A 24,803-nucleotide genomic window follows, 5' to 3' on the forward strand; every position below is an offset into this window, starting at 1 on the left:
CAATGCTTGAAGCGGATTTCGTGATCATCGGCTCCGGCTCCGCCGGCTCGGCCATGGCCTACAGGCTGTCGGAGGATGGCAAGCACTCGGTGATCGTCATCGAGTTCGGCGGCACCGATATCGGGCCGCTGATCCAGATGCCGTCGGCGCTGTCGATCCCGCTTAACATGAGCCTCTACGACTGGGGCTTTGCCAGCGAGCCGGAGCCGCATCTCGGCGGCCGCGTGCTCGCCACCCCGCGCGGCAAGGTGATCGGCGGCTCGTCCTCGATCAACGGCATGGTCTATGTGCGCGGCCATGCGCGCGACTTCGACCACTGGGCCGAACAGGGCGCAACCGGCTGGGGCTTCGCCGACGTGCTTCCCTACTTCAAGCGCATGGAGGATACCGACGGCGGCGAGGATGGCTGGCGGGGCAAACGCGGCCCGCTGCATGTCCAACGCGGCACGCGCAGGAACCCGCTCTACGGCGCCTTTGTCGAGGCCGGCCGCCAGGCCGGTTTCGAACTGACCGACGACTACAACGGTTCGAAGCAGGAAGGGTTCGGCCCGATGGAGCAGACCATTCTCGGCGGCCGCCGCTGGTCGGCGGCGAACGCCTATCTGAAGCCGGCTCTGAAACGCAAAAACGTCACCTTGGTCAAGGGCTTCGCCCGTCGCGTGGTGATCGAGAATCAACGCGCCATCGGGGTCGAGATCGAAGCTAACAAACAGATTCAAATCGTTAAGGCGCGACGTGAAGTGATCGTCGCGGCATCGTCGATCAATTCGCCGAAGATCCTGATGCTGTCGGGCATCGGCCCGGGCGCGCATCTGCAGGAAAACGGCATCCAGGTCGTTGCCGACCGGCCAGGCGTCGGCCGCAATCTGCAGGACCATATGGAACTCTACATCCAGCAGGAATCGACCAAGCCGATCACGCTGAATTCGGTGCTCAACCCCTTCTCCAAAGCGTTGATCGGCGCACAGTGGCTGTTCTTCAGGACCGGCCTCGGCGCCACCAACCATTTCGAGGCGGCGGCTTTCGTGCGCTCGCAGGCCGGCGTCGACTACCCGGACATCCAGTACCACTTCATTCCGGCGGCGGTGCGCTATGACGGCAAGGCGGCAGCGAAGTCGCACGGCTTCCAGGCGCATGTCGGGCCGATGCGCTCGAAGTCGCGCGGCTCGGTGACGCTGCGCTCGCCCGATGCGAAGGCGAAGCCGGTGATCCGCTTCAACTACATGTCGCATCCGGACGACTGGACGGAGTTCCGCCACTGCATTCGGCTGACGCGCGAGATCTTTGGGCAGAAGGCCTTCGACAGTTTCCGCGGCAAGGAGATCTCGCCCGGCAGTCATGTGCAGTCGGACGAGGATCTGGACGCCTTCATCAGGGACCACGCCGAGAGCGCCTACCATCCTTGCGGCACCTGCAAGATGGGCCGCGCCGACGATCTGACGAGCGTGGTCGATCCGGAATGCCGGGTGATCGGCGTCGAGGGCCTGCGCGTCGCCGACTCCTCGATCTTCCCGCGGGTGACCAACGGCAATCTCAACGCGCCCTCGATCATGACCGGCGAGAAGGCTTCCGATCACATCCTTGGGCGGATGCCGCTGGCGCCCTCCAACCAGGAACCCTGGATCAATCCGCGCTGGCAGGCGGCGGATCGATAGGGCATTGTCAGGCTGGCGCCCTCCCGCCCAGCGACCATCAATGGAGAAGACCATGCGCGCCCAGCCCACGGCATCGCACTATGTCAACGGCCGCTACATCGAGGACGAGGGCGGCGCGCCGCTGCCTGTGATCTATCCGGCGACGGGCGAGACCATCGCCACGCTGCATTCCGCGACGCCGAACGTGCTGGAACTGGCGATCGAGGCCGCGCGCGCGGCGCAGCCGGCCTGGGCTCGGCTGAAGCCGGTCGAGCGCGGCCGCATCCTGCGCCGCGCCGCCGACATTCTTCGCGCCCGCAATGCCGACCTCGCGCGCATCGAGACACTGGACACCGGTAAGGCGATCCAGGAGACGCTGGTGGCGGACGCGCCCTCGGCGGCGGATTGCCTTGAATATTTCGGCGGCGCGGTCGCCGCCTTCAACGGCGAGGCGGTCGATCTCGGCGGGCCTTTCGCCTACACGCGGCGCGAGGCGCTTGGCGTCTGCGTCGGCATCGGCGCCTGGAACTATCCGATCCAGATCGCCGGGTGGAAATCCGCCCCGGCGCTCGCCATGGGCAACGCCATGGTGTTCAAGCCATCGGAGAACACGCCGCTGTCGGCGCTGGCGCTGGCCGAGATCTACTCAGAGGCCGGCCTGCCCGACGGGCTGTTCAACGTCGTGCAGGGCTACGGCGATGTCGGCGCCGGCCTCGTCGGCCACGATGTCGTCGCCAAGGTTTCGGTGACCGGCTCGGTGCCAACCGGACGCAAGGTGCTGTCGCTCGCCGGCTCGAAGATGAAGCACGCGACGATGGAGCTCGGCGGCAAGTCGCCGCTGATCGTCTTCGACGACGCCGATCTCGAAAACGCCATCGGCGGCGCCATGCTCGGCAATTTCTATTCGACCGGTCAGATCTGCTCCAACGGCACGCGTGTCTTCGTGCAGAAGGGCATCCACGACCGTTTCGTCGACCGTCTGGTAGAGCGCACCAAGAAGATCCGCATCGGTGACCCGCTCGATCCGGAAACGCAGATGGGGCCTCTGGTCAACAAGGCGCAGCAGGAGAAGGTCGTCTCCTACATCGCCGCCGGCAAGCAGGACGGCGCAACGCTTGCCTGCGGCGGCAATGTGCCGTCGCTGCAGGGTTTTCAGGGCGGCTTCTTCGTCGAGCCGACGGTCTTCACCGGCGTCACCGATACGATGCGCATCGCCCGCGAAGAGATCTTCGGGCCGGTGATGAGCGTGCTGAAGTTCGACAGCGAGGACGAGGTGATCGAGCGCGCCAACGACACCGAATTCGGGCTCGCCGCCGGGGTCTTCACCCGCGACCTGCCGCGCGCCCACCGCGTCATCGCCGAACTGCAGGCCGGCACCTGCTGGATCAACGCCTACAATCTGACGCCGGTGGAAATCCCCTTCGGCGGCGTCAAGCAATCCGGTATCGGGCGCGAGAACTCGCTTGCGGCGCTGGCACTCTACTCGCAGCTGAAGGCGGTCTATGTCGAGACGGGCGACGTGGCGAGCCCGTATTGAGGGGCTGGCGCGAGGCACGCCTAATCTCCCCCCTTGAGGGGGAGATGTCGCCGAAGGCGACAGAGGGGTCGCCGCGCGTGGGGCGCTAGCCTTATCCTGTCGCAAAAGAAGGTCGCGTTCAGTCGAACCGACCCCCTCTGGCCTGCCGGCCATCTCCCCCTCGAGGGGGGAGATTGGCGGCTTCAGCCTCCCTCCCCGGCCGTTCCATCCAGATACTGCGTCAGCGCGCAGACGAGGTGGTAGAAAATGCTGGCCGGCACGTCGGTCGCCAGCGAGCGGCCGCGTTCGTCGATGCGGTCGATCCAGAGGCCGAGCGGCGCCGGGTCGATGTGCCAGCGGAACAGGCGGCCGACGCGCGCCTCGATCTCCGGCTTGAGGTCAGGCCCGCCCGTGCCGTCAAGCGCGATCGCCGCCTTGACCGCTTCGGCCTGCGGCCAGCTGCGCGACACCCGGTCGAGCGGCAGGCCTTGCCTGGAGACAGCGCCGTAGGAAAGGCCGGTGGCGCGGTTGAGGCCGTTGGCGACGGCGGAGGCATAGAGCTTGCGGGCAAAGGCGGTGAGCTCGGTCTGGCCGCTGCGGCCGGCGAAATCGGTGAGCAGCGAGGCCCATTCGAAATGATGGCCGGGCTCGGTCCAGCTGCCCTTCTCGCCGGCCACCGGCCTCCAGCCGTCGTCGAAATGTTCGCCGAGCGTCCAGCTTTCCGGATCGAAAAAGTGGCTGCGGAAGAGGTCGATGATCTGCGCCGCGCGGCGCAGATAGGCGCGCTCGCCGGTCGCCTGATGCCAGGCGAGGAAGGCTTCGAGCAGATGCATATGCGGGTTGGAGCGCCGCTCACCTTCGCCGTCGGACGTTTCGAGGAAGCCGGTCATGCGGCTGTCCTCGAGATGGGCGTCGAGAAAAGCAAAGGTCTCCTCGCCGAGCCGGAGCGCGTCGGCATGACCCGATATATGGGCGTGCGCCAGCGCCAGAAGCACGCAGGAATGGTCGTAGGCGTCCTCGGCCGGGTCGGCGACCGAGCCGTCGATGTTGAGCGTGCGCACCCAGCCGCCCCTTGCGGTGCGGCCCTTGCCGGTCATGAAATCGATGCCATGGGCGATCAGCCGGTCGGCCGGGCCGGTCCAGCCGCGTTCCTTGGCCACCGCGAAAGCATAGACCTGGCGCGCCTGCGTGCGCATGCGCTTGGGCTTCATCAGCGGCGAGCCGTCGAAGCCGAGCGCCTCATGGAAGCCGCCATGACGCTCGTCGACGCCCGACGTCGACCACAGCGGCAGCGTCTCGTCGAACAGCCAGTGATGCACGCGCTGTCGCCAGGCGCCGCTTTCGATGACGCGGTCATGCGCCGGCGTGAAGCGGGTTTCCAGGCGACCCGACTTCTCCAGCTGCTCGACGATCTTCTTGACGTGCTGGCTGTGGCTGACCGGCGCCACGAAAGTGGCGTCGGCGGTCGAGACGATGGCGACGTCCTTCATGCCGATGGCCGAGAGCAGCCGGCCCTCGCCGCGAATGTAGGAATTCTCGCAATCGATGGCGACGACATCGCCGACGATGACGTTGCCTTGATTGTCGGAGGGCCCGACATCGAGCAGCGACTGCCAGGAGCCGAGATCGTTCCAGCGGAAGCCGGCCGGCACCATGGCGATGCCCTTGGCACGCTCCATGATGGCGTAGTCGATCGAGGTCGATGGGATGGCGGAATAGAGTTCCAGCGGCATATAGAGACCGGAAAGATCCGATGTCGCCGCCTTATAGGCGGCTTCGGTGGCCTGCCAGATATCAGGCGCGAAAGCCGCGAAGGCGTCGCGCATGGCGCCGGCGCGAAACAGGAAGATGCCGGTGTTCCAGTAGAAGGTTCCGGCTTCGAGATAGGTTTGCGCGGTGGCGAGGTCGGGCTTCTCGACGAAACGCGAGACATCGAACACACCGTCCCTGTCGGCGGCGACCTCTATATAGCCGTAGCCGGTCTCGGGCTGGGTCGGCTTGATGCCGAACACCACCAGGCGGCCGGCATGAGCCGCCACGGCCCCGGCTTCAACACTGCGCCAGAACTGCTCCGCGGTCGAAATCTCGTGATCGGACGGCACCACCAGCACCAGGCTGTCGCCGAATTCGGACAGCGTGCGCAATGTGGCGAGCGCGACGGCGGCCGCGGTGTTGCGTCCGGTCGGCTCGAACAGCGGGCCGCCGCCGGCAAGATCGAGGCCTGCGAGGTCGGCATGGACGCGCTCGGCGTGGCGCTCGGCGGCGATCAGGAAGATCGGCGTTTCGCCGGCCGGCCTTGCCGCCAGCCGGCGCAGGGTCTTGGCCAGCATCGAACCGTCGCCGGAAAAATCGTGGAACTGCTTGGGATTGTCCTCGCGCGACAGCGGCCAGAGCCGCGAGCCGACGCCGCCACTCATGACGAAACTGACAATGCGCTCGCTCATCCGGGTCTCGCAATCAGAAGTTGGTCGCATGGGTACGCACAGCTTTATGCACTGTTTACCCGATTCGAAATCCGCTCGGTCGCCAGATCGATGAACGCCTTGACCAGGGGCGACAGGTGGCGGCTGCTCGGATAGAGGACGTAAAGACCGCCGGCCGGCGTGGTGTGATCCCCAAGGACGCGGCGCAGCCGCCCCTCGCCGATCAGCGCGTCCGCCATTCCGTAGGGCAATTGAGCGATGCCGTAGCCGGCAATGGCGGCGGCGACGACAGCCTGCATCTCGTTGGCGGCGAAGCGCCCGGATACCGTGACCGTCTCCTGGCCTTGCGGCCCGTCCAGGACCCAGTGAGCGCCGGCTGCCGAGGGGCCGGCAATGACGCAGTGGTGATGAGCGAGATCCGCCGGCGCTTCCGGTGCTCCATGGCGCGCCAGATAGTCCGGGCTGGCGCAGAGATGCCTGTGCGTCGAGCCGAGCTTGCGGGCGATCAGCGTCGAATCCTGCAAGACGCCAGTGCGGAAGGCGAGATCGATCCCGTCCTCAACCAGGTTGAGCTTGTCGTCGGTCAGGCGAAGCTCGACCTTGGTCTTCGGATAGATCTCGAGAAACTCGACCACGGCGCGGTTGAGGAAATAGGCGCCGAAACCGACGGGCGCCGAGATACGGATCGTGCCCGATGGTTCCGCGCTCGCCTCGGCAAGGCGCAGATTGGCCTCTTCGATCGCCCGCAGTGCCTGGCTGCTCTGCTCGTAATAAAGGCGCCCAGCATCCGTCATGTTGAGGCTGCGGGTCGTGCGCTGCAGCAGGCGGACGCCGAACTCGCGCTCGAGCGCGGCAATGCGGCGGCTGACCGTCGTCTTTGGCATGGCAAGCAGGCGCGCGGCGGCGGTGAAGCTGCCGGTTTCCACAACGCGGGCAAAAACCGCGATGTCGTTGAGGTCGATCATTGTATCCAAGAGTGGGACAAAGTTTTCCAATTATAGGTGATTATGCATCAATGCCGCAAACCCTAACTTTGCTCCACGCAAACACGGAGCAAACAGATGACCATCAAAAGAGACATTCTGGTGACCGGCGCCACCGGCCAGCAAGGCGGCGCGGTCGCGCGCGCTCTTCTTGCCAAGGGCCACGGCGTCAAGGCGTTGACGCGCTCGCCGGACGGCAAGGCGGCGCGGCAACTGGCGACCGCCGGCGCCGAAATCGTGGCCGGCGATCTATCCGACGCCGCCTCCATCATCAAGGCTGCGAGCGGCGTCGACACCATGTTCCTGATGGGCACCATGACCGAGGCCGGCATGGAGGAAGAGACCCGCCAGGGTATCCTTGCCGCCGACGCGGCGAAGGCTGCCGGCGTCGGGCATCTCGTCTATTCGTCCGTCGCCGACGCCAACAAGAAAACCGGCATCCCGCATTTCGAAAGCAAATATCTGGTCGAGCGGCATATCGAGCGGCTCGGCATCCCCTATACGATCAGCGCCCCGGTCGCCTTCATGGAGAATTTCGTCGCCCCCTGGTCGATCGGCGCGCTGGCCCAGGGCACGCATGCTTTCGCGGTGCCCGCCAAGCGCAGGCTGCAGCTGGTCGCGCTGGCGGACATCGGCGCCTTCGTCGCGGCGCTGATCGAGCGTCGCGAACGGGTATTCGGCAAGCGCTTCGATTTCGCCGGAGATGAATTGTCCGGCGAAGAGCAGGCGAAAATCCTGTCGCAGGCCATCGGCCGCCCGATCGGCTACCAGGAGGTCCCGATCGCCATGGCCCGCCAGCAGAACGAGGATGCGGCGTTGATGTTCGAATGGTTCGACAGCGTCGGCTACGACGTCGACATCCCCGGCTTGCACAAGGAATTCCAGGAGGTGCGCTGGCACAGCTTTGCCGACTGGGCGCGCGCGTTCGACTGGAGCATGCTCGATCGGTCAGCCGCCTGATTGCGCTGGGTTTCGGCAAGCGGATCAGCCAGCCCATCGTGCTGGTCCGCTTGCCCTTTTCGCGCAGCGGATCGCTGAGCCAGCCCGAAGATTTCAACAGTCCGCGGCGAATGTGACGAAATGCGACAGACGTACTGCCATTGGCGCTTGCAGGATCGAAAAGCGGCGGCTATAAGCCCGCGGTCTGGTCACGGAGTGTAGCGCAGTCTGGTAGCGCACATCGTTCGGGACGATGGGGTCGCAGGTTCAAATCCTGCCACTCCGACCAGAAAAACAAGCACTTGGGTGCTTGTTGCCTCCCGCTCCCGAAATCACCCATCTGCGCCGCAAATCGAGCGGAACGGCCTCTGGCCTTCCATTGTGCTCGACAACGAGCTCTCGCTTTGACCTAATGGGGCCCTACCCTGGTTCGACGGGCGTGCGAGACTGAGGAACGGCGAGAGCAGGTGAAAGTATGAAGTCCGCGCCGACGGCAGCGCTCCCATTCACCTTGATCACTGTGCTGCTCGTAGCGGTTGGCTGCTCCTCGAGGTTTGCCTCGACCGATTCGGGCAAATACGACCGCATGAGCTGCCCGGAACTCAACGTCGCGCTCGGCGACACCGCCACCGGGATCTCGCAAACCGCCATCGCACGCGGCAAGGTCGCCAACACCAGCGTGCCGAACTGGCTGCTCGGCGGCGAGCGCGTGAAGACGGTCGTGGCCAACCGCGAAACGGCCAGGATCGAACGGATGCAGCAACAGCAGCAGGCGATCGTCGCGGCAAGAAAGCGGCAGTGCCCGTCGTAGCGTTGTGCGGCTGGGCACAGGGCCGCTGCCCTACGCGCTCATCCGAAATCGCGCCGTATCGATCGCGGCGTTCATCAGTGTCTGGGTGTAGCCGGCCTGCGGATTGCTGAAGATGTCTTCCGTCGGCCCTTCCTCGACGATCTTGCCCTGCTTCATGACGATTATGTAGTCGGCCATGGCGCGGACCACGGCGAGGTCGTGGCTGATGAACAGGTAGGACAGTTCGTGGTCGGCCTGCAGCTTGCGCAGCAGCTCCACGATCTGCTTCTGCACCGAGCGGTCGAGCGCCGAGGTCGGCTCATCCAGCACCACCAGCTTCGGCTTCAGGATCATGGCACGGGCGATGGCGATGCGCTGGCGCTGGCCGCCCGAGAATTCGTGCGGATAGCGGTTGCGCGAATTGGGGTCCAGCCCGACTTCGCGCAGCGCCTCGACCGCGCGCTGGTCGCGCTGCTTGCCGGTGAGCGACGGCTCGTGCACCAAAAGCCCTTCGGTGATCACCTGGCCGACGGTCATGCGCGGCGACAGCGAGCCGAACGGATCCTGGAAGACGAGCTGCAATTGCCGCCTGAGGGGCCGCATCGCCTGGCGGTCGGCGTCGGAGATGTCGCGGTCGCCGAAGCGGATCAGGCCCTCGCTGGGCAACAGCCTGAGCAGCGCGCGGCCGAGCGTCGACTTGCCGGAACCGGATTCGCCGACGATGCCGATCGTCTGGTTGCGCTTCAGGCGGATCGAGATGTTGTCGACGGCGCGCAGCATCAGCGGCTCCCCGGCAAGGAAGCCGCCGCCGATCCTGAACACCACCTCGACATTGCGGCCCTCGAGCAGCACCGGGGCACCGGCCAGCGGCGGCGCCTTGGAGCCGGTCGGCTCGGCCGCCAGCAGCATCTTGGTGTAGGCGTGCTGCGGGTTGGCGAAGAGTGCTTCGGCCTCGCCCTCCTCCACCACCTCGCCCTGGCGCATGACATAGACGCGGTCGGCGAAGCGCCTGACGATGCCGAGATCGTGGGTGATGAAGACGATGGCCATGCCGAGCTTGCGCTGCAATTCGGCGAGCAGCATCAGGATCTGCGCCTGGATGGTGACGTCGAGCGCCGTCGTCGGCTCGTCGGCGATCAGGATGTCGGGATCGTTGGCCAGCGCCATCGCGATCATGACGCGCTGGCGCTGGCCGCCCGACATTTCGTGCGGATAGGATTTCATCCTCCGTTCGGGATCGGGAATGTGCACGAGCCGCAAGAGCTTCAGCGCCTCCTCGCGCGCTTCCGCCGCGCCCAGCCCGCGATGCCTGCGGATCGGTTCGATCAGCTGGTTGCCGATCGAATAGAGCGGATCGAGCGAGGTCATCGGCTCCTGGAAGATCATGCTGATCTTGCGGCCGCGCACCTTGTTGAGCTCGCTCTTGCTCATCGTCAAAAGGTTGCGGCCGCGATAGTCGACGGCGCCTGTCGCCTCTCCATTGGAGGCCAGCAGGCTCATAGCCGCCATCATGGTCTGGCTCTTGCCGGAGCCGGATTCGCCGACCACGGCGACGGTCTCGCCGGCCCTGACGTTGATGTTGATGCCCTTGACCGCCTCGACCGCACCGTCAAGGGTGCGGAAGCGGACGCGAAGGTCCCTGACGTCGAGGATCGTTTCGGCAGCGGCCATATCAGCGGTCCTTGGGGTCGAGCGCGTCGCGCAGGCCGTCGCCGACGAAGTTCAGCGCGAACAGCGTCGAAACGAGGAAGAAGGCGGGGAACAGAAGCAGCCAGTTGGCGCTGCCGATATTCTTGGCGCCGACCGAGATCAGCACGCCCCAGCTGGTCATTGGCTCCTGCACGCCGAGGCCGAGGAAGGACAGGAAGCTCTCCAGGATGATGACCTGCGGCACCAGCAGGGTCATGTAGATCACCACCGGGCCTAGTAGATTGGGGATGACGTGACGCATCAGGATGCCGCGCTGGCCGACACCCATGGCTTCGGCGGCCTGGACATATTCTTGCCTTCGGATCGACAGCGCCTGGCCGCGCACGATGCGTGCCATGTCGAGCCACAGCACGGCGCCGACCGCCAGGAACATCAGGACGAAGTTGCGGCCGAAGAACACCACCAGCATGATGACGAAGAAGATGAAGGGCAGCGAATAGAGCACGTCGACGATGCGCATCATCACCTCGTCGACCCGGCCGCCGGCAAAGCCGGCCGCGGCGCCGTAGAGCACGCCGATCACCACCGCCACGACGCCCGCCAGCAGGCCGATGGCCAGCGATATGCGCCCGGCCATCAGCGTGCGCGACAGCAGATCGCGGCCGGTGTTGTCGGTGCCGAAGTAGAAATATTGCTGCTTGATGGCGGCACTCATCGTCACTTCGAGCCCATCGGGCGATTTGCTATCGATCTTTGTGTCGTCGAAGGCGTCGGACCGATCGAGATAGCGGATGTAGCGGTCGTCTATCGGCTTCTTGGACGTGACCGTCACGATCACGCGGCTGCCGTCCTGGTGCCATTCCTTGATGTCGACGCGCATGCGCTTGATGGCGTCGGTCAATGCGGTCTGGATCATGTCGGGCTTAGGGTATGCCGAGAAGCTCGGCGGCGTGCGTACATAGTCGCCGTAGATCGTGGTGTATTCGTGCGGCACCAGGGATGGACCAAACACGCTGATCAGCGCGATGAAGGCAAGATAATAGAGGCTGAACATGGCAGCGCGGTTGGCCTTGAGGCGCGCCCAGGCGTCGCCCCAGAGCGAGCGGCCAACGACTGCGGGGGCTGCGGCTGCGATATCAGTCATAGCGCACCCTCGGGTCGACGACCGCGTACATGACATCGACGATCAGGTTGAAGACGATGGTGAAGATGGCGATGACCACCACCGTTCCCATGACCAGCGTGTAGTCGCGGTTCAGGGCGGCATCGACGAAATAGCGGCCGACGCCCGGAATGGAAAAGATGGTCTCGACGATGACCGAGCCGGTGAGCAGCGCCGCCGCCGCCGGGCCGGTGAAGGAGACGATCGGCAGGATGGCGCCGCGCAGCGCGTGCTTGACCACCACCGACCAGTCGGACAGGCCGAGCGCGCGGGCGGTGCGGATGTGATGGGAGCGCAAGCTCTCGATCATCGAGCCGCGCATCAGCCGGGCGACGATCGCGATCTGCGGCAGCGCAAGCGTCAGCACCGGGCCGATCTTGTTGATCAGGGCGCCGTCGCCCCAGCCGCCGATCGGCAGGAGTTTCCAGGTCAGGCCGAACAGGAGCTGGATCACCGGCGCGATGACGAAAGTGGGAATTGTGCTGCCGGCCGTCGCCAGCGCGATCACGGCATAGTCGCCAAGCTTGTTCTGGTTGAGCGCGGCGACGGTGCCGAGCACGCCGCCGACCAGCAAGGCCAGCAGCAGCGCCGAGGACCCGAGCTGGACCGAGATGGGCAGCCCCTTGGCGAACAGCTCGGTGACGGTGAAATCCGGCATGTTGTAGCTCGGGCCAAAATTGCCGCGCAAAAGGTTACCGAGATAGTGGGCATATTGCAGCCAGAGCGGGTCGCCCAGGCCGAACTGAGCTTCGAGATTGGCCCTGATCTCAGGGCTCAGTCCCCGCTCCTGGTTGAACGGGCCGCCCGGCGCGACACGGATCAGGAAGAACGCCAGCGTCACGATGACGAATAGCGTCGGGATGGCGGTCAACAGCCGCCGGAAGACATAACGCAGCATCGGCGCCCCGCTTCAGCCAGGGTGACGGCTCTCCAAACGAAGACCCGCAACGCCGGCATCTCTGATCTTCGCACCGGCATTGCCGAAAATCCAACCCGACTTTCGGCCCGGTACGACGACAGACCGCGGCCGCCGCTGCCCAAAATGGGAGCGGCGGCACGGCCAAGGTTTCTTGTCAGTCCTTGGAGATGAAGCGGGACGGATGGATGTCCATCACATTGTCGTCGAAGCCATGCAGCTTCGAGGAAACGATGTCGTGGAAGCTGTAGTAGAGAAGCGGGATCTGGCCGACGTCGTCGACGAGGACGCGCTCCGCCGCGGCCAGCTCCTTCATGCGCTCCTCGAGCTTGCCGCCGGCGGCGGCTGCCTTGTCCATTGCGGCCTCATAGGCCGGACTGTTGTAGTCGGAGTAGTTGTTGCCGCTCGCTTTGCGCGAGATGCCGAGGAAGGTTTCCGGATCCTTGTAGTCGGCGATCCAGGCGGCGCGGGCGACGTCATAATTACCCTTCTGCTCGAGGAAGCCGTAGTGGGTCTTGGTGTCGGTGTTGAGCAGCGTCACCTCCACGCCGAGCGGCTTCAGCTGCTCCTGGATGGCGACCGCCGTGTTCTTGTGGTTCTCCGAGGTGTTGTAGCGGATCTCCATCTTCAACGGATGCTCGGGCGTATAGCCGAGTTTCTCGAGGATCTTCTTGGCCGCGTCCTCGCGGTCGATCTGCGGCATGTCTGCGTATTTGGCCACTGCCGGCGTATAACCCTCGATGCCCGGAGGCACCATCGAATAGCCGGGGAGCATCGAGTTCTGCCAGACTTTCTCGGCGAGGAAGTCGCGATCGATCGCCATCGAGATGGCGTTGCGCAGCTCGACATTGTCCCACGGCGCCTTGTCGGTCTTGATCGCGTAATAATAGGTGCCGAGATATGGACCGACGCGGACCTGGTCGCCGAACTTGGTCTTGAGATCGGCAAGCTGTTCGGTCGGCAAGTCACCATAACTGTCGAGTTCGCCGGCCTCGAAGCGCTTCATCGCAGACGAGCGATCCTCGGTCGGGATGTAGTTGACGACGTCCATTTTGACGGTCCCGGCGTCCCAGAATTTCGGATTCTTGACCAGCTTGAGATGGTCGTTGGGCACCCATTCGGCCAGCGTATAGGCGCCGTTGGAAACCAGCTTGCCCGGCTTGATCCAGTCGGCGCCGAGCTTGTCTATGGAGGCCTTGTTGACCGGATAGGTCGCCTGGTGGGTCAGCATCTCCAGGAAATAGGGCGTCGGCGCCTTCAGCGTCACTTCCAGCGTGTTGGCGTCCACCGCCTTCACGCCCATGTCCTCTGCCTTGCCCTTCTTGGTGTTGAAGTCCTCAGCGCCCTTCACCGGATAGAGCATCGAGGCGTATTCGGCAGCGGTGGCCGGGTCTTCCAGCCGACGGAACGAATAGACGAAGTCTTCCGCCGTCACCGGGCTGCCATCCGACCAGAGGCCGTCCTTGCGCAGCTTGAAGGTGTAGACAGTGCCGTCGTCGGACACGGTCCAGCTTTCCGCGGCGCCCGGGATGAGGTTCGTCTTCTGGTCATGCATGACCAGGCCCTGGAACATGTCGCGTATGATATCGGCTTCGTAGACCGTCGAGGTCTTGTGCGGATCGACGGTCTCCGCCTCGGCGGCGGATCCGCGGTTGTAAACGGTCTCGGCGAAAGCCGGCGTGTAGAAGGTGCCCGCGGCCAAGGCCATGGTGGTGGCGAACACCGTCGCCTTCAGCACATTTTTCAGCATGAAGTTCTCCCTGTCGGCGCGGCCCCTCAGCCACACCTTTTACGTGTTGACGCCCCTGAACCAATTTTGGTCGCTTTTGGGCGTGCCACCGATCGCTTCCGGCGGCTGGTGGCAGGACACTAGACAGACAGATATCCGATTTCAACCGAGTCGTGCTGTGTGCACGCTTGACGCTAAGTTAGCGCGCAATCGCTAAAACAGCGGCGACTTAAGCAAAAACAGAACGTTCAACTTGCTGCACCTAGCGGTTGCTCCATCCGTTTTCTGTTTTTGCAGTGCGGATTTGGCATGCTCCGCACTATGCTGCAGGACCCAAAAAGCCGTGTTTCGTGGTCTCGTTTCCGGGCTGACGCCGTCGGGACAACGGCGGTCGAATTCGCCATGCTGGCGCCGCTTTTCATCCTGCTTCTGCTCGGCATGGTTGCATATGGCATCTATTTCGGAGCCAGCCATTCGGTCCAGCAGATCGCCGCCGACGCGGCGCGAACGGCGATAGCCGGGCTGAACCAGACCGAGCGGCAGGCCTTGGTCACCAATTTCATCAATCACGACGTCGCCGGCTATCCGTTCGTCGACCCGCACAAGCTGACGGTCGATGCCAAGGACAGCGCTATCGACGGCAGCCAGTTCGTCGTTTCGGTCAGCTACGACGCGCGCGAGCTGCCGATCTGGAACCTGCTGGACAGCCTGCCGATGCCATCGATGACGATCAAGCGCCAATCGACGATCCGCGTCGGGGGCATATGATGCGCGCCGCTGCCGCCGCGATGCTGCGATCGGGCAGCCGGCTGATCGCCGACAGGCGCGCCAACTTCGCCGTCATGGCGGCGCTGAGCGCGCCGGTCGCGCTGGCGCTGACAGCCTTCGCGGTCGACGAAGGCGCGCTGTTCAACGAGCGCCGCGCGGCACAGTCGATCGTCGATCTCGCGGCGATCACCGCCGCGGCCAACATCAACAATGCCGAGAAGGCGGTGCTGACCACGCTGAAGGACAACGGCTTCAACTCGGTCGCCGTCCAGAAGCAGGGGACGATCATCGAGCCGACGGCCAGCAAGGCGGTCGTCCAGGTGGTGCCCGGCCGCTATTCCGGCGTCAGCGCGATCGCCGCCGGAAGCCGTTTCGAGGCCGGCAAGCTGCCCTACAACGCCGTGCAGGTGTCGCTGAAGAAGAAGGGCACGCTCTATTTCGGCGCGATGATGATGAAGCCGCCGGTGATCGGAACGACGGCCACCGCCAGCGCCCAGGCGGAAGCCGCGTTCTCGGTCGGGTCGCGGCTCGCCAGCCTCAATGGCGGCGTGCTCAACGCGCTGCTCGGCGGCCTGCTCGGCACCAACATCTCGCTCAGCGTGATGGACTACAACGCGCTGATATCGGCCGATGTCGACGTGCTCTCCTTCACCGACGCGCTGGCGACGCAACTGCATCTGACGGGCGTGAGCTATTCGGACGTGGTGGCTTCGAAGGCCACCATCGGCCAGATCGCTACAGCCATGGCCAATGTCCCGGGGCTTGACCGCACCTCCAAGCTGGCACTGCAGACGATGGCCGCCGGCGCAACCAACACGGTCAAGATCCCGCTCAGCCACCTCATCGATCTTGGCTCCGTCGGCAGCCTCGGCGTCGGCCAGAAGCCGGCGGGGCTTACCGTCGCGACGAGCGCCATGAGCATGATGACGGCGGCGGCGGCACTTGCCAACGGCACCAACCAGGTCCAGGTCAATCTCGGCGCCACCATACCGGGGCTGACCTCCACCACGCTCAGCATCGCCATCGGCGAGCCGCCGCAATCCTCGCCTTGGCTGAGAGTCGGCGAGGCCGGCACCGTGGTGCGCACCGCGCAGACCCGCATCAAGCTGAATGCCAGCGTCGGCATCGGCAGCGGCAACAATGGGAACGGCAACGCCGGCGTGAATTTGGGCGGCGGCATCAAGCTGCTCGCCGTCAACCTGCCGCTCAATGTCGAAGTGGCCTATGCCGAAGCGAAGCTCACCGACGTCAGCTGCCCGACCGGCCGTCCCGACAGCCTGAAGGTCACGATCGCGGCACAGCCCGGCATCGTCGCCGCGCATCTCGCCGACACCAACGCCAACGGCTTTGCCGACTTCACCAAGCCGCAATCGTTTAGCGACGCCGAAATCGCCGACGTCAGCGTCAAGCTCTTGCTGGTCAACCTCAGCCTGCTGCAGATCAACGGATCTTCGGCGTTCTCGGTTACCAACATGGCGCCGACGAACCTGACCTTCAACGCCACCGAAATCGCCGCCAAGACGATGAAGACCGTGTCGACGAAGAACCTGACGCAGTCGCTCTCCACCTCGCTGGTCAACAACCTGTCGCTGTCGGTCAAGGCGCTCGGTGCCGGCCTCGACGTCACCGCCCTCCTCGGCACCGTGAAGCCGGCGGTGGTGACGGTGCTGAACGGCGTGACCGCGCCGGTCGACAGCCTGGTCTACAACGTGCTTGGTGCGCTCGGCGTGCATGTCGGCGAAGCCGATATCCGGGTCACCGGTGGGACCTGCGGGCGCTCCGTGCTGGTGCAGTAGTCAGGTTGCAGAGATAATCAAATTTGCCTCTTCAAAGAGGTTCAGGCCATCGAAATCGACGTATATGGTCTGGCCTTGCGCATCTATTCGATCAAGCATCGCTGAAATCACACCAGCGTGTTCCTTAGACAAGGATATCAATACTTTTCCGTCTTGAATCTTCACCAAGTGCTCGTTTTCATTGACAATCGTGACTTGGAAGCCAGATATCCCGCCCAAAAAAACAGCGTTGAATCCAGACGACATGTCGATAATATCGCGGAGCAACAACTTCGAAGACAGCTCGCGTATCTCGTGCAGCGTGCACAACACAACTACAGATGGCGGTTGCTCCCCGAACGCGACATCGTTCGTAAAATCACCAAGCCTCGACGGACCCTGACCGGGTCAGGTTGATTCGCCCCAGAAAGGTACCTAGCGGCGGCAGCACCAGTACGTCTTCGCCAATGACCGAAGCGGTGCCAAGGTCAATCGCTTCAACTGGCCCCAAATCCCCAGGCAACGCCCAATTTACCTGCTCGTCGGCGAAATTGAAGATGCAGACCAGCCTCTCGCCCTCACCCTCACGGACGAAGGCAAGGACATCGCCTTCGGTATCCAGGAAGCGGATGGAGCCGCTGACCAGCGCTGGGTGCCGCTTGCGCAAGGCAAGCACCGCCCGGTAGGCGGAAAGCACCGATCCCTCCTCGCCGTTCTGGACGTCCACGGCGCGGGCGCGGTGGCTGGCCGGCAGCGGCAGCCAGGGCTTGCCCGTGGTGAAGCCGCCATTGTCGGCGCCGGCTTCCCAGGCCATCGGCGTGCGGCAGCCGTCCCTGCCCTTGACGCCTGGCCAGAAGCGGATGCCGAGAGGGTCGCGCAGATCCTCGAAGGTGAGTTCCGCTTCCTCCAGACCGAGTTCCTCGCCCTGGTAGAGGCAGATCGAGCCGCGCAGGCAGGCGAGCAGCGCGATCGAGAATTTCGCCACTGTGTCCGGATCGCCGCCCGGCCGCGTCCAGCGGCTGACATGGCGCACGACATCGTGGTTGGAGAAGGCCCAGCAGACCCAGCCGTCGGCGACGGTGCCTTCGAAAGCCTCGACGCAGCCGCGTATGTGCGCCGCCGAGAATTGCGGCCCGAGCAGGTCGAATGTGTAGCACATCTGCAGCCTGTCGCCGCCGGAGGTGTAGGCGGCGAGCGTCTGCAGCGAGCGGTCCTCGTCGCCGACCTCGCCGACCGCGGCTCGGTCCTGGTACTCGTCGAGCAGCGCGCGGAAGCGGCGCAGGAAATCGAGGTTCTCCGGCCGCGTCTTGTCGAACAGATGCTCCTGGAAGGCATAGGTGGTGGTGGCGCCGTTGGTGCCGGCGACGCTTGCCGCCAGAGGCGGGTTGTCGCGCAGCCAACGGTCATGGAAATAGTAATTGACCGTATCGAGTCGAAAGCCGTCGACGCCGCGCTCCAGCCAGAAGCGCACCGTGTCCAGCACCGCGTCCTGAACCTCCGGATTGTGGAAGTTGAGGTCGGGCTGGGCGGCGAGGAAATTGTGCATGTAGTACTGCCGGCGTGTGGCACCCCACTCCCAGGCCGGTCCGCCGAACAGTGACAGCCAGTTGTTGGGCGCATTGCCGTCGGACCTGGCATCGGCCCAGACGTACCAGTCGGCCTTCGGGTTGTCGCGGCTGGCGCGGCTCTCGACGAACCATTCATGCTTGTCGGAGGAGTGCGAGATCACCTGGTCGATAACCACCTTCAGGCCGAGCCGGTGCGCCTCGGCGACCAGCGCGTCGAAATCCTCGAGCGTGCCGAACATCGGATCGACATCGCGATAGTCCGACACGTCGTAGCCCATGTCGGCCATCGGCGACTTGAAAAAGGGCGACAGCCAGATGGCGTCGACGCCGAGCGAAGCGACATGGGCGAGCCTGGCGGTGATGCCCTTGAGATCGCCGCTGCCGTCGCCCGTCGTGTCCTGGAAGGAGCGCGGATAGATCTGGTAGATGACGCAGCCGCGCCACCAGTCGGCCCCCCGCTCCCCATTGCCATCAGTCATCCCTTGTCCTTCCCGCTGCGTGTCCGACCGCCGGCCTTGCGCTCGATCATGAATACCACCGTCCGTCCCGGCACCGGCCGCGACAGGTCGCCGCCGCCATCCGCCGCCTCGATGGCGGCATGCCAGCGGAACCCGGTCCGTTCCGGCAGCGTGAAGACGCATTGGCGGCGGTCGCCGTTGACGACGACGGCGAGGCGGCCATCGCCGGCGCTGGCCCCGCCAAGGACCATGGCGAGGCGATGCCGCCGCGCGTCGTTCCAGTCGGTCTCGCCGAGCGGCGCGCCGGATTCGGTCAGCCATGCAACATCGGGCACGTCGGAGCCGGCCTGCGGCTGGCCGCTCAGGAAGCGCGTATCCGAAAGCGCCGGCACGGCGCGGCGCAGCGCGCTGAGCGCTGCCGCGTACCGCTCCAGCGCCTGATCGCGGCCTGCCCAGTCGAGCCAGGTGATGGCGTTGTCCTGCGCGTAGGCGTTGTTGTTGCCGTCTTGCGTGCGGCCGAACTCGTCGCCCGCCGTCAGCATGATCGTGCCGCGCGAGGCAAACAGCGTAGCAAGCAGCGCGCGCCGATCGCCGAGCCGCGCCTCGACGATCGAAGCGTCGTCGGTCTCGCCCTCGACGCCATTGTTCCAGGACAGGTTGTCGCCGTGGCCGTCGCGATTCTGCTCGCCATTGGCCTCGTTGTGCTTCTGCTCATAGGCGACGAGGTCGGCCAGCGTCATGCCGTCATGCGCGGCGATGAAATTGACTGTGCGGCTCTTGTCCTGCGCTGCCCTGGCAAAGACATCGGACGAGCCGGCGAGCCGCGTGGCCAGCGTGCCGAGCGTGCCGGCATCGGCGCGCCAGAAGCGCCTGACGTCGTCGCGGCAGCGGTCGTTCCATTCGAGGAAGGGTCGAGAAAAATTGCCGAGCTGATAGCCGCCCGGGCCGATATCCCAGGGTTCGGCGATCAGCACCCGGTCGGCCAGCAGCGGATCGCCGGCGATGGCTTGAAGCAGCGGCGCTTGCGGGTCGAACGTGCCGTCGACGCGGCCGAGCACTGGCGCCAGGTCGAAGCGGAAACCGTCGACGCCGGCATGGCGGACGAAATGGCGCAGCGTGTCGAGCACCATTTCGCAGACGACCGGGTGATCGCAGGCGATGGTGTTGCCGGTACCGGTGTCGTTGACCAGCCTGCCGTCCGGCTCGTGCCGGTAGTAGGCCTGCGCATCGAGGCCGCGCAGCGACAGCGTCGGACCGAAGCGGTCACTCTCGCCGGTGTGGTTGAAGACGAGGTCTAGGATGGTGCCGATGCCGGCCTTGCGCAAGGCGGCGACCGTGTCGCGCAATTCGGCGAGGCCGCCCGGCGCCAGGCGCGGATCGAGCGCCATGAAGGTGACGGGATTGTAGCCCCAGGCGTTGTGGAGCCCGAGCGGCGGCAGATGCCGCTCGTCGATCGAGGCGCTGATCGGCATCAGTTCGACAGCGGAGACGCCGAGCTTTTGCAGATGCTCGATCACAGCAGGATGGGCGAGCGCGGCGATGGTGCCGCGCTGCGCTTCCGGGACGTCGGGATGCAGCCTGGTGAAGGAGCGGACATTGAGCTCATAGATCAGGCCGCCGGGCTTGAAGACGGGCGACAACAGCGCGGCCGGTTGCGGCAGCGCGACCACGACCGCCTTGGGCATCAATGCCGCGGTGTCGGCGCCTTCGTTGCGTTTGGCGGCAAGCCGCCAGTTGAATTGATACGGTCTGTCGATCTCGATGGCGTAGGGGTCGGTGAGCAGTTTCTCCGGGTCGAACCAGAGGCCGCGCTCGGGGGCGTAGTCACCATCGGCGCGGAAGCCATAGCGCGTGCCGCTGGGGAGGCCGGTGACGAGCAGCGCGCGCGAGCCCTCGCCTTCCGGCTGGAGCTCGAGCCGGTCGATCTCGCGCTCGCCGGCATCGTCGAAGATCGAGACCCAAAGGCGTCTCGCCGACGACGACCAGGCGGCGAAGCGGATCCCTTCGTTGGTGATGGTTGCGCCGGGTGAGGTCACGCGCGCGCCTCCCCTTCTCCCCTTGTGGGAGAAGGTGGAGCCTCAGTTACCACCCTCAAGTAATCACGCTCGGCTTGTCGCGGCCGGTGTGGCTCTTGATGCCGGCAATGTCGTCCGCCGCGGCGATGAGGTCGGCGAGCGCTTCCTGGGTGTCGAGATCGTGCCTTGCCTGATCCGGCTCGTAGCGCTCGATATAGACGCGCAGCGTGGCGCCGGAGGTGCCGGTGCCGGAGAGGCGGAAGACGACGCGCGAGCCGCCCTCGAACAGGATCCTGATGCCCTGGTTCTTGCTCACCGAGCCGTCGACCGGATCGTGATAGGCGAAGTCGTCGGCGGTGGCGATCTTCAGGCCGCGCACGCTGGTGCCAGGCAGCGAGGCGAGCTTGGCGCGCAGTTCATCGACCAGCCTGTTGGCGCGGTCGGTGTCGACCTCCTCATAGTCGTGGCGCGAATAGTAGTTGCGGCCGTAAGTCGCCCAATGCTCGGTGACGATCTGCTTGGCGCTCTCGCCGCGCACGGCGAGGATGTTGAGCCAAAGAAGCACCGCCCACAGTCCGTCCTTCTCGCGCACGTGGTTGGAGCCGGTGCCGGCGCTTTCCTCGCCGCAGATCGTCGCCATGCCGGCGTCGAGCAGATTGCCGAAGAACTTCCAGCCGGTCGGCGTCTCGTAGATGCCGATGCCAAGCTTCTCGGCGACACGGTCGGCGGCACCGCTGGTCGGCATCGAGCGGGCAATGCCCTTCAAGCCGTCCTTGTAGCCCGGCGCCAGATGCGCATTGGCGGCGAGCATCGCCACCGAATCCGACGGCGTGACGAAGATGCCCTTGCCGATGATCAGGTTGCGGTCGCCGTCACCGTCGGAGGCGGCGCCGAAGTCCGGCGCGTCCGGGCCCATCATCTCGTCATAGAGATGCTTGGCGTGCACAAGGTTCGGGTCCGGGTGGTGGCCGCCGAAGTCCGGCAGCGGCTTGAAGTTGCGGCAGGTACCGCTCGGCGCGCCGAGCCGGCGCTCGAGGATCTCCTTGGCATAGGGGCCGGTCACCGCATGCATGGCGTCGAAGCGCATGCGGAAGCCGTATTTGAAGTTGGCGCGGATGGCATCGAAGTCGAAAAGGTTTTCCATCAGCTCGGCATAGTCGCTGACCGGATCGATAACCTCGACCGTCATGCCGCCGGCCTTGACCGTGCCGATCGTGTCGATGTCAATCGCGCCGATATCGGCGATCTTGAAGCTCGAAATCGTCTTGGTCTTCTCGAAGATCGCGTCGGTAATCTTCTCCGGCGCCGGGCCGCCATTGCCGGCATTGTATTTGATGCCGAAATCCTCGTGCGGGCCGCCCGGATTGTGGCTGGCCGACAGGATGATGCCGCCGAAGGTCTTGTACTTGCGGATGACGTTGGAGGCGGCCGGCGTCGAGAGGATGCCGCCCTGCCCGACCATGACCTTGCCGAAGCCGTTGGCGGCGGCCATGGCGATGGCCTTCTGGATCACCTCGCGGTTGTAGAAGCGGCCGTCGCCGCCGATCACCAGCGTCTCGCCCTCGAACCCTTCCAGCGCATCGAAGATCGACTGGATGAAGTTCTCGGCATAGTGCTCCTGCTGGAACACAGGCACCTTCTTGCGCAGGCCGGAGGTGCCGGGCTTCTGGTCAAGATAGGGTTTGGTGGCGACGGTCCGTATCATGATTCAGGCAACCCTTTTCGAAAGCAGCAGGCGATAGAGTTCGACATATTTCTCGGCGCTCCTGTCCCAGGAGACATCGGCCTTCATGCCCTGGCGCTGGATCGAGCTCCAAACGGCGGGATTGGCATGCGCGCTGACCAGCCGGTGGATGGCATGGACGAGCGCGCCGCCATTGTTCGGCGCGAACTGGAAACCGGTCGCAACGCCAGCCGATATCGCCGCTTCGTTGGCGTCGATGATGGTGTCGGCGAGCCCGCCGGTGCGGGCGACGACCGGCACGCAACCATAGCGCAGGCCGTAGAGCTGGGTCAGCCCGCACGGCTCGAAGCGCGACGGAATGACGATGGCGTCGCAGCCGCCCTGCATGATGTGCGAGAGCGCCTCGTCATAGCCGACGACGACGCCGATGCGGCCGCGATGGCGGGCGGCGGCGGCAAGCAGCGCGCCTTCGAGGCCGGCGTCGCCGGAGCCGAGGATGGCCAGGCGCGCGCCGGCGGCGACGATGCCGTCGACGACCGCAGCCAATATGTCCATGCCCTTCTGCCAGGTCAGCCGGCTGACGACGCAGACGATCGGACTGTCGTCACTCTCGAGATTGAAACGGTCCTCCACCGCCTTGCGGTTCTTGGCCCGCGCAGCAAGCGTCTCGGCCGAATAATTGGCCACAAGATGCTTGTCGGTCTCGGGATTCCAGATGTCGACATCGATGCCGTTGACGATGCCGTGGAGATCGATGGCGCGCATGTTGATCAGCCCGTCGAGGCCCATGCCGAATTCCGGCGAGCGGATCTCCTGCGCGTAAGTAGGACTCACCGTGGTGATCGCCCAAGCGGCCTGCAGGCCGGCCTTGAGATAGCCGACGCCGCCATAATATTCGACGCCGTCGAGCGCCATCGCCACGCCCGGCAGGCCGAGTTCGCCGAAGATGCCGGCGCCGAACTGGCCCTGGAAGGCGAGGTTGTGCACGGTGATCAGCGACGGCACGCCGACCGCCTTGCCGTAGCGCATATAGGCAAGCGCCATCGCCGACTGCCAGTCATGGGCGTGCACGATGTCGGGCTGGTAGCCGGAGATGGCGCCGCCGGCGATGTCGCCGCCAACCTGGCTGAGCGCCGCGAAGCGCCGCCAATTGTCTGGCCAGTCGGCGCCGGTGGCATTGCCATAGGGGCCGCCCGGCCGGTCGAACAGATGCGGCGCGTCGAGCACAAAGAGGTCGAGCCCGGCGATCTGAACGGCATGGATGGAGGCTTTGCCACCCTGCAGCAGCGGATACTGGTAGACGGCCTTCTTTTTCTTGAAGGCGGCCATCACCTGAGGGTAGCCGGGGATGAGGGTGCGCATGGCGACGCCCTTGCCGGCCAGCGCGATCGGCAAAGCGCCGGTCACGTCGGCAAGCCCGCCGGTCTTGATCAGCGGGAAGATTTCGGGCGTGACCGACAGAACCTGCATGCGCTTAATGATCCCATCCTGTCTACAGTTTAAGCTTGTCGAGCATGTCCTGGGTGACGAGGCAAATGCCCTTCTCCGAGACGCGGAAGCGCTTGGCGTCGAGGGCGGCATCCTCGCCCACCACCAGCCCTTCCGGGATGCGCACGCCATGGTCGATGACGACGCGCTTCAGCCTGGCGTTACGGCCGACATGCACGTCCGGCAGCATGACGACTTCTTCGAGCGTCGAATAGGAATTGATGCGCGCGCCGGTGAAGATCAGGCTTTTCTTCAGCGAAGCACCGGAGACGATGCAGTCGCCCGAGACCAGCGAGGAAACCGCCGAGCCGCGCCTGCCATCCTCGTCATGGACGAATTTTGCCGGCGGCTTCAATTCGGCATAGGTCCAGATCGGCCAGTCGCGGTCGTAGAGGTCGAGTTCGGGCGTGACGTCGGTCAGGTCAATATTGGCCTCCCAATAGGCGTCGACCGTGCCGACGTCGCGCCAGTAGGCCTCGTTCTCGGCCGTCGAGCGCACGCAGGATTTGGCGAAGCGGTGCGCGATCGCCTTACCGTGCTGGACGACATAGGGGATGATGTCCTTGCCGAAGTCGCGGCTGGAGCCGGGCTCGGCGGCGTCGCGGCGCAGCTGCTCCATCAGGAATTTGGTCTTGAACACATAGATGCCCATCGAGGCCAGGGCGAAGTCCGGCTTGTCCGGGATGCCGGGCGGGTCGGCCGGCTTCTCGATGAAGGAGATGATGGTGTCCTTGGCATCGACATGCATGACGCCGAAGCCGGTCGCTTCCATGCGCGGCACTTCGAGGCAGCCGACGGTGACGTCGGCATTGGCGTCGACATGCTGGCGCAGCATCAGCTCGTAGTCCATCTTGTAGATGTGGTCGCCGGCCAGGATCACCATGTATTCGGGGCCGTAGGCCTCGATGATGTCGATGTTCTGGTAGACGGCGTCGGCCGTGCCCTCATACCACTGCGTCTCGGAGACGCGCTGGCTGGCCGGCAGGATGTCGAAGCTCTCGTTTCGCTCGGGGCGCAGGAAGTTCCAGCCGCGCTGCAGGTGGCGGATCAGCGAATGCGCCTTGTACTGGGTGGCGACGCCGAGGCGGCGAATGCCGGAGTTCAGCGCATTGGACAGCGCGAAATCGATGATGCGCGTCTTGCCGCCGAAATAGACCGCGGGCTTGGCGCGGCGGTCGGTCAGTTCCTTGAGACGGCTGCCGCGCCCGCCGGCCAGCACGTAGGCCATGGCATCACGTGCCAGCGGCTGGGTTCTTTTCAAGTCTGCCATTTTTACCCTCCCAAATTACCAGTGTGCGGCATCGT

18 protein-coding genes and 1 tRNA gene are annotated in these 24,803 nt (G+C 65.0%); 7 read left to right on the top strand and 12 right to left on the bottom strand.

Annotated elements, in window-relative coordinates:
- Positions 1-2 precede the first annotated feature (2 nt).
- Together betA and betB are read left to right on the top strand one after the other, a co-directional pair.
- Positions 3-1,655, top strand: a complete 1,653-nt coding sequence (betA, locus tag PU724_RS06420; RefSeq protein WP_354420880.1) for a choline dehydrogenase — start codon at positions 3-5, stop codon at positions 1,653-1,655.
- A gap of 52 nt (positions 1,656-1,707) precedes the next feature.
- A complete protein-coding gene (betB, locus tag PU724_RS06425) occupies positions 1,708-3,171 on the top strand; it encodes a betaine-aldehyde dehydrogenase (RefSeq protein WP_354420882.1) in 1,464 nt (487 codons plus the stop codon).
- Positions 3,172-3,353: 182 nt separating this feature from the next.
- On the opposite strand, the gene PU724_RS06430 is transcribed toward betB, so the two are convergent.
- Entirely contained in the window at positions 3,354-5,594 is a 2,241-nt protein-coding gene (locus PU724_RS06430; RefSeq protein ID WP_354420883.1) for an AGE family epimerase/isomerase, read from the bottom strand.
- A 44-nt stretch (positions 5,595-5,638) separates the two neighbouring features.
- Complete coding sequence (locus PU724_RS06435) at positions 5,639-6,538, bottom strand: LysR family transcriptional regulator (RefSeq protein ID WP_127393022.1); 900 nt, start codon at positions 6,536-6,538, stop codon at positions 5,639-5,641.
- 96 nt (positions 6,539-6,634) lie between these two features.
- Between PU724_RS06435 and PU724_RS06440 the strand changes: the two genes are divergently transcribed.
- The 3 genes from PU724_RS06440 to PU724_RS06450 all read left to right on the top strand — a co-directional run bounded on the left by PU724_RS06440 (position 6,635) and on the right by PU724_RS06450 (position 8,306).
- Positions 6,635-7,516, top strand: a complete 882-nt coding sequence (locus PU724_RS06440) for an NmrA/HSCARG family protein (protein WP_127286547.1) — start codon at positions 6,635-6,637, stop codon at positions 7,514-7,516.
- A 191-nt stretch (positions 7,517-7,707) separates the two neighbouring features.
- A tRNA-Pro gene (locus tag PU724_RS06445) sits at positions 7,708-7,784 on the top strand.
- A 186-nt stretch (positions 7,785-7,970) separates the two neighbouring features.
- On the top strand, positions 7,971-8,306 hold the full coding sequence (locus tag PU724_RS06450) for a hypothetical protein (protein ID WP_292100201.1): 336 nt from the start codon (positions 7,971-7,973) through the stop codon (positions 8,304-8,306).
- 30 nt (positions 8,307-8,336) lie between these two features.
- Here the strand turns inward: PU724_RS06450 and PU724_RS06455 are convergent, their stop codons facing one another.
- The 4 genes from PU724_RS06455 to PU724_RS06470 form a co-directional block, all read right to left on the bottom strand.
- Complete coding sequence (locus PU724_RS06455) at positions 8,337-9,956, bottom strand: ABC transporter ATP-binding protein (protein ID WP_292100202.1); 1,620 nt, start codon at positions 9,954-9,956, stop codon at positions 8,337-8,339.
- 1 nt (position 9,957) lies between these two features.
- Positions 9,958-11,079: an ABC transporter permease subunit gene (locus PU724_RS06460; RefSeq protein ID WP_127312107.1), complete on the bottom strand. Its 1,122-nt coding sequence runs from the start codon at positions 11,077-11,079 to the stop codon at positions 9,958-9,960.
- Positions 11,072-11,995 (bottom strand): ABC transporter permease subunit, encoded by a 924-nt coding sequence (locus tag PU724_RS06465; RefSeq protein WP_354420887.1) that lies wholly within the window; start codon positions 11,993-11,995, stop codon positions 11,072-11,074. The genes PU724_RS06460 and PU724_RS06465 overlap by 8 nt, the downstream gene beginning before the upstream one ends.
- Positions 11,996-12,170: 175 nt before the next feature.
- Positions 12,171-13,763 carry a peptide ABC transporter substrate-binding protein gene (locus tag PU724_RS06470; protein WP_354420889.1) on the bottom strand — a complete coding sequence of 531 codons (1,593 nt, stop codon included), beginning with the start codon at positions 13,761-13,763 and terminating at the stop codon, positions 12,171-12,173.
- A 381-nt stretch (positions 13,764-14,144) separates the two neighbouring features.
- Between PU724_RS06470 and PU724_RS06475 the strand changes: the two genes are divergently transcribed.
- Positions 14,145-14,510, top strand: a complete 366-nt coding sequence (locus PU724_RS06475; protein ID WP_245478389.1) for a TadE/TadG family type IV pilus assembly protein — start codon at positions 14,145-14,147, stop codon at positions 14,508-14,510.
- Positions 14,510-16,306: a TadG family pilus assembly protein gene (locus tag PU724_RS06480; RefSeq protein WP_292100209.1), complete on the top strand. Its 1,797-nt coding sequence runs from the start codon at positions 14,510-14,512 to the stop codon at positions 16,304-16,306. Before PU724_RS06475 ends, PU724_RS06480 begins: the two co-directional genes overlap by 1 nt.
- Here PU724_RS06480 and PU724_RS06485 read toward each other — a convergent pair whose 3' ends face one another.
- From PU724_RS06485 to glgC, 6 genes are all read right to left on the bottom strand, one after another.
- Positions 16,307-16,573, bottom strand: a complete 267-nt coding sequence (locus PU724_RS06485; RefSeq protein WP_426213059.1) for a hypothetical protein — start codon at positions 16,571-16,573, stop codon at positions 16,307-16,309.
- A gap of 91 nt (positions 16,574-16,664) precedes the next feature.
- On the bottom strand, positions 16,665-18,332 hold the full coding sequence (gene bglA / locus PU724_RS06490) for a beta-galactosidase BglA (RefSeq protein ID WP_354420891.1): 1,668 nt from the start codon (positions 18,330-18,332) through the stop codon (positions 16,665-16,667).
- Positions 18,329-20,347 carry a glycogen debranching protein GlgX gene (gene glgX, locus PU724_RS06495; RefSeq protein WP_354420893.1) on the bottom strand — a complete coding sequence of 673 codons (2,019 nt, stop codon included), beginning with the start codon at positions 20,345-20,347 and terminating at the stop codon, positions 18,329-18,331. Before glgX ends, bglA begins: the two co-directional genes overlap by 4 nt.
- A gap of 55 nt (positions 20,348-20,402) precedes the next feature.
- Positions 20,403-22,031 carry an alpha-D-glucose phosphate-specific phosphoglucomutase gene (locus PU724_RS06500; RefSeq protein WP_292169636.1) on the bottom strand — a complete coding sequence of 543 codons (1,629 nt, stop codon included), beginning with the start codon at positions 22,029-22,031 and terminating at the stop codon, positions 20,403-20,405.
- A gap of 3 nt (positions 22,032-22,034) precedes the next feature.
- Positions 22,035-23,480 (bottom strand): glycogen synthase GlgA, encoded by a 1,446-nt coding sequence (gene glgA / locus PU724_RS06505; RefSeq protein ID WP_127393441.1) that lies wholly within the window; start codon positions 23,478-23,480, stop codon positions 22,035-22,037.
- Between the two features lie 22 nt (positions 23,481-23,502).
- The gene (glgC, locus tag PU724_RS06510) at positions 23,503-24,768 is read right to left on the bottom strand and encodes a glucose-1-phosphate adenylyltransferase (RefSeq protein WP_127285589.1); all 1,266 of its coding nucleotides are present in this window, start codon (positions 24,766-24,768) and stop codon (positions 23,503-23,505) included.
- Positions 24,769-24,803: the final 35 nt, after the last annotated feature.

The sequence above is a fragment of the Mesorhizobium abyssinicae genome, assembly GCF_049887195.1.
Taxonomy (GTDB): domain Bacteria; phylum Pseudomonadota; class Alphaproteobacteria; order Rhizobiales; family Rhizobiaceae; genus Mesorhizobium; species Mesorhizobium abyssinicae.

Bases quoted from the DNA above. Each gene is read 5' to 3' on its own strand.
- betA (WP_354420880.1), top strand. From the start codon at position 3: ATGCTTGAAGCGGATTTCGTGATCATCGGCTCCGGCTCCGCCGGCTCG.
- betB (WP_354420882.1), top strand. From the start codon at position 1,708: ATGCGCGCCCAGCCCACGGCATCGCACTATGTCAACGGCCGCTACATC.
- PU724_RS06430 (WP_354420883.1), bottom strand. From the start codon at position 5,594: ATGAGCGAGCGCATTGTCAGTTTCGTCATGAGTGGCGGCGTCGGCTCG.
- PU724_RS06435 (WP_127393022.1), bottom strand. From the start codon at position 6,538: ATGATCGACCTCAACGACATCGCGGTTTTTGCCCGCGTTGTGGAAACC.
- PU724_RS06440 (WP_127286547.1), top strand. From the start codon at position 6,635: ATGACCATCAAAAGAGACATTCTGGTGACCGGCGCCACCGGCCAGCAA.
- PU724_RS06450 (WP_292100201.1), top strand. From the start codon at position 7,971: ATGAAGTCCGCGCCGACGGCAGCGCTCCCATTCACCTTGATCACTGTG.
- PU724_RS06455 (WP_292100202.1), bottom strand. From the start codon at position 9,956: ATGGCCGCTGCCGAAACGATCCTCGACGTCAGGGACCTTCGCGTCCGC.
- PU724_RS06460 (WP_127312107.1), bottom strand. From the start codon at position 11,079: ATGACTGATATCGCAGCCGCAGCCCCCGCAGTCGTTGGCCGCTCGCTC.
- PU724_RS06465 (WP_354420887.1), bottom strand. From the start codon at position 11,995: ATGCTGCGTTATGTCTTCCGGCGGCTGTTGACCGCCATCCCGACGCTA.
- PU724_RS06470 (WP_354420889.1), bottom strand. From the start codon at position 13,763: ATGCTGAAAAATGTGCTGAAGGCGACGGTGTTCGCCACCACCATGGCC.
- PU724_RS06475 (WP_245478389.1), top strand. From the start codon at position 14,145: ATGCTGGCGCCGCTTTTCATCCTGCTTCTGCTCGGCATGGTTGCATAT.
- PU724_RS06480 (WP_292100209.1), top strand. From the start codon at position 14,510: ATGCGCGCCGCTGCCGCCGCGATGCTGCGATCGGGCAGCCGGCTGATC.
- bglA (WP_354420891.1), bottom strand. From the start codon at position 18,332: ATGACTGATGGCAATGGGGAGCGGGGGGCCGACTGGTGGCGCGGCTGC.
- PU724_RS06500 (WP_292169636.1), bottom strand. From the start codon at position 22,031: ATGATACGGACCGTCGCCACCAAACCCTATCTTGACCAGAAGCCCGGC.
- glgA (WP_127393441.1), bottom strand. From the start codon at position 23,480: ATGCAGGTTCTGTCGGTCACGCCCGAAATCTTCCCGCTGATCAAGACC.
- glgC (WP_127285589.1), bottom strand. From the start codon at position 24,768: ATGGCAGACTTGAAAAGAACCCAGCCGCTGGCACGTGATGCCATGGCC.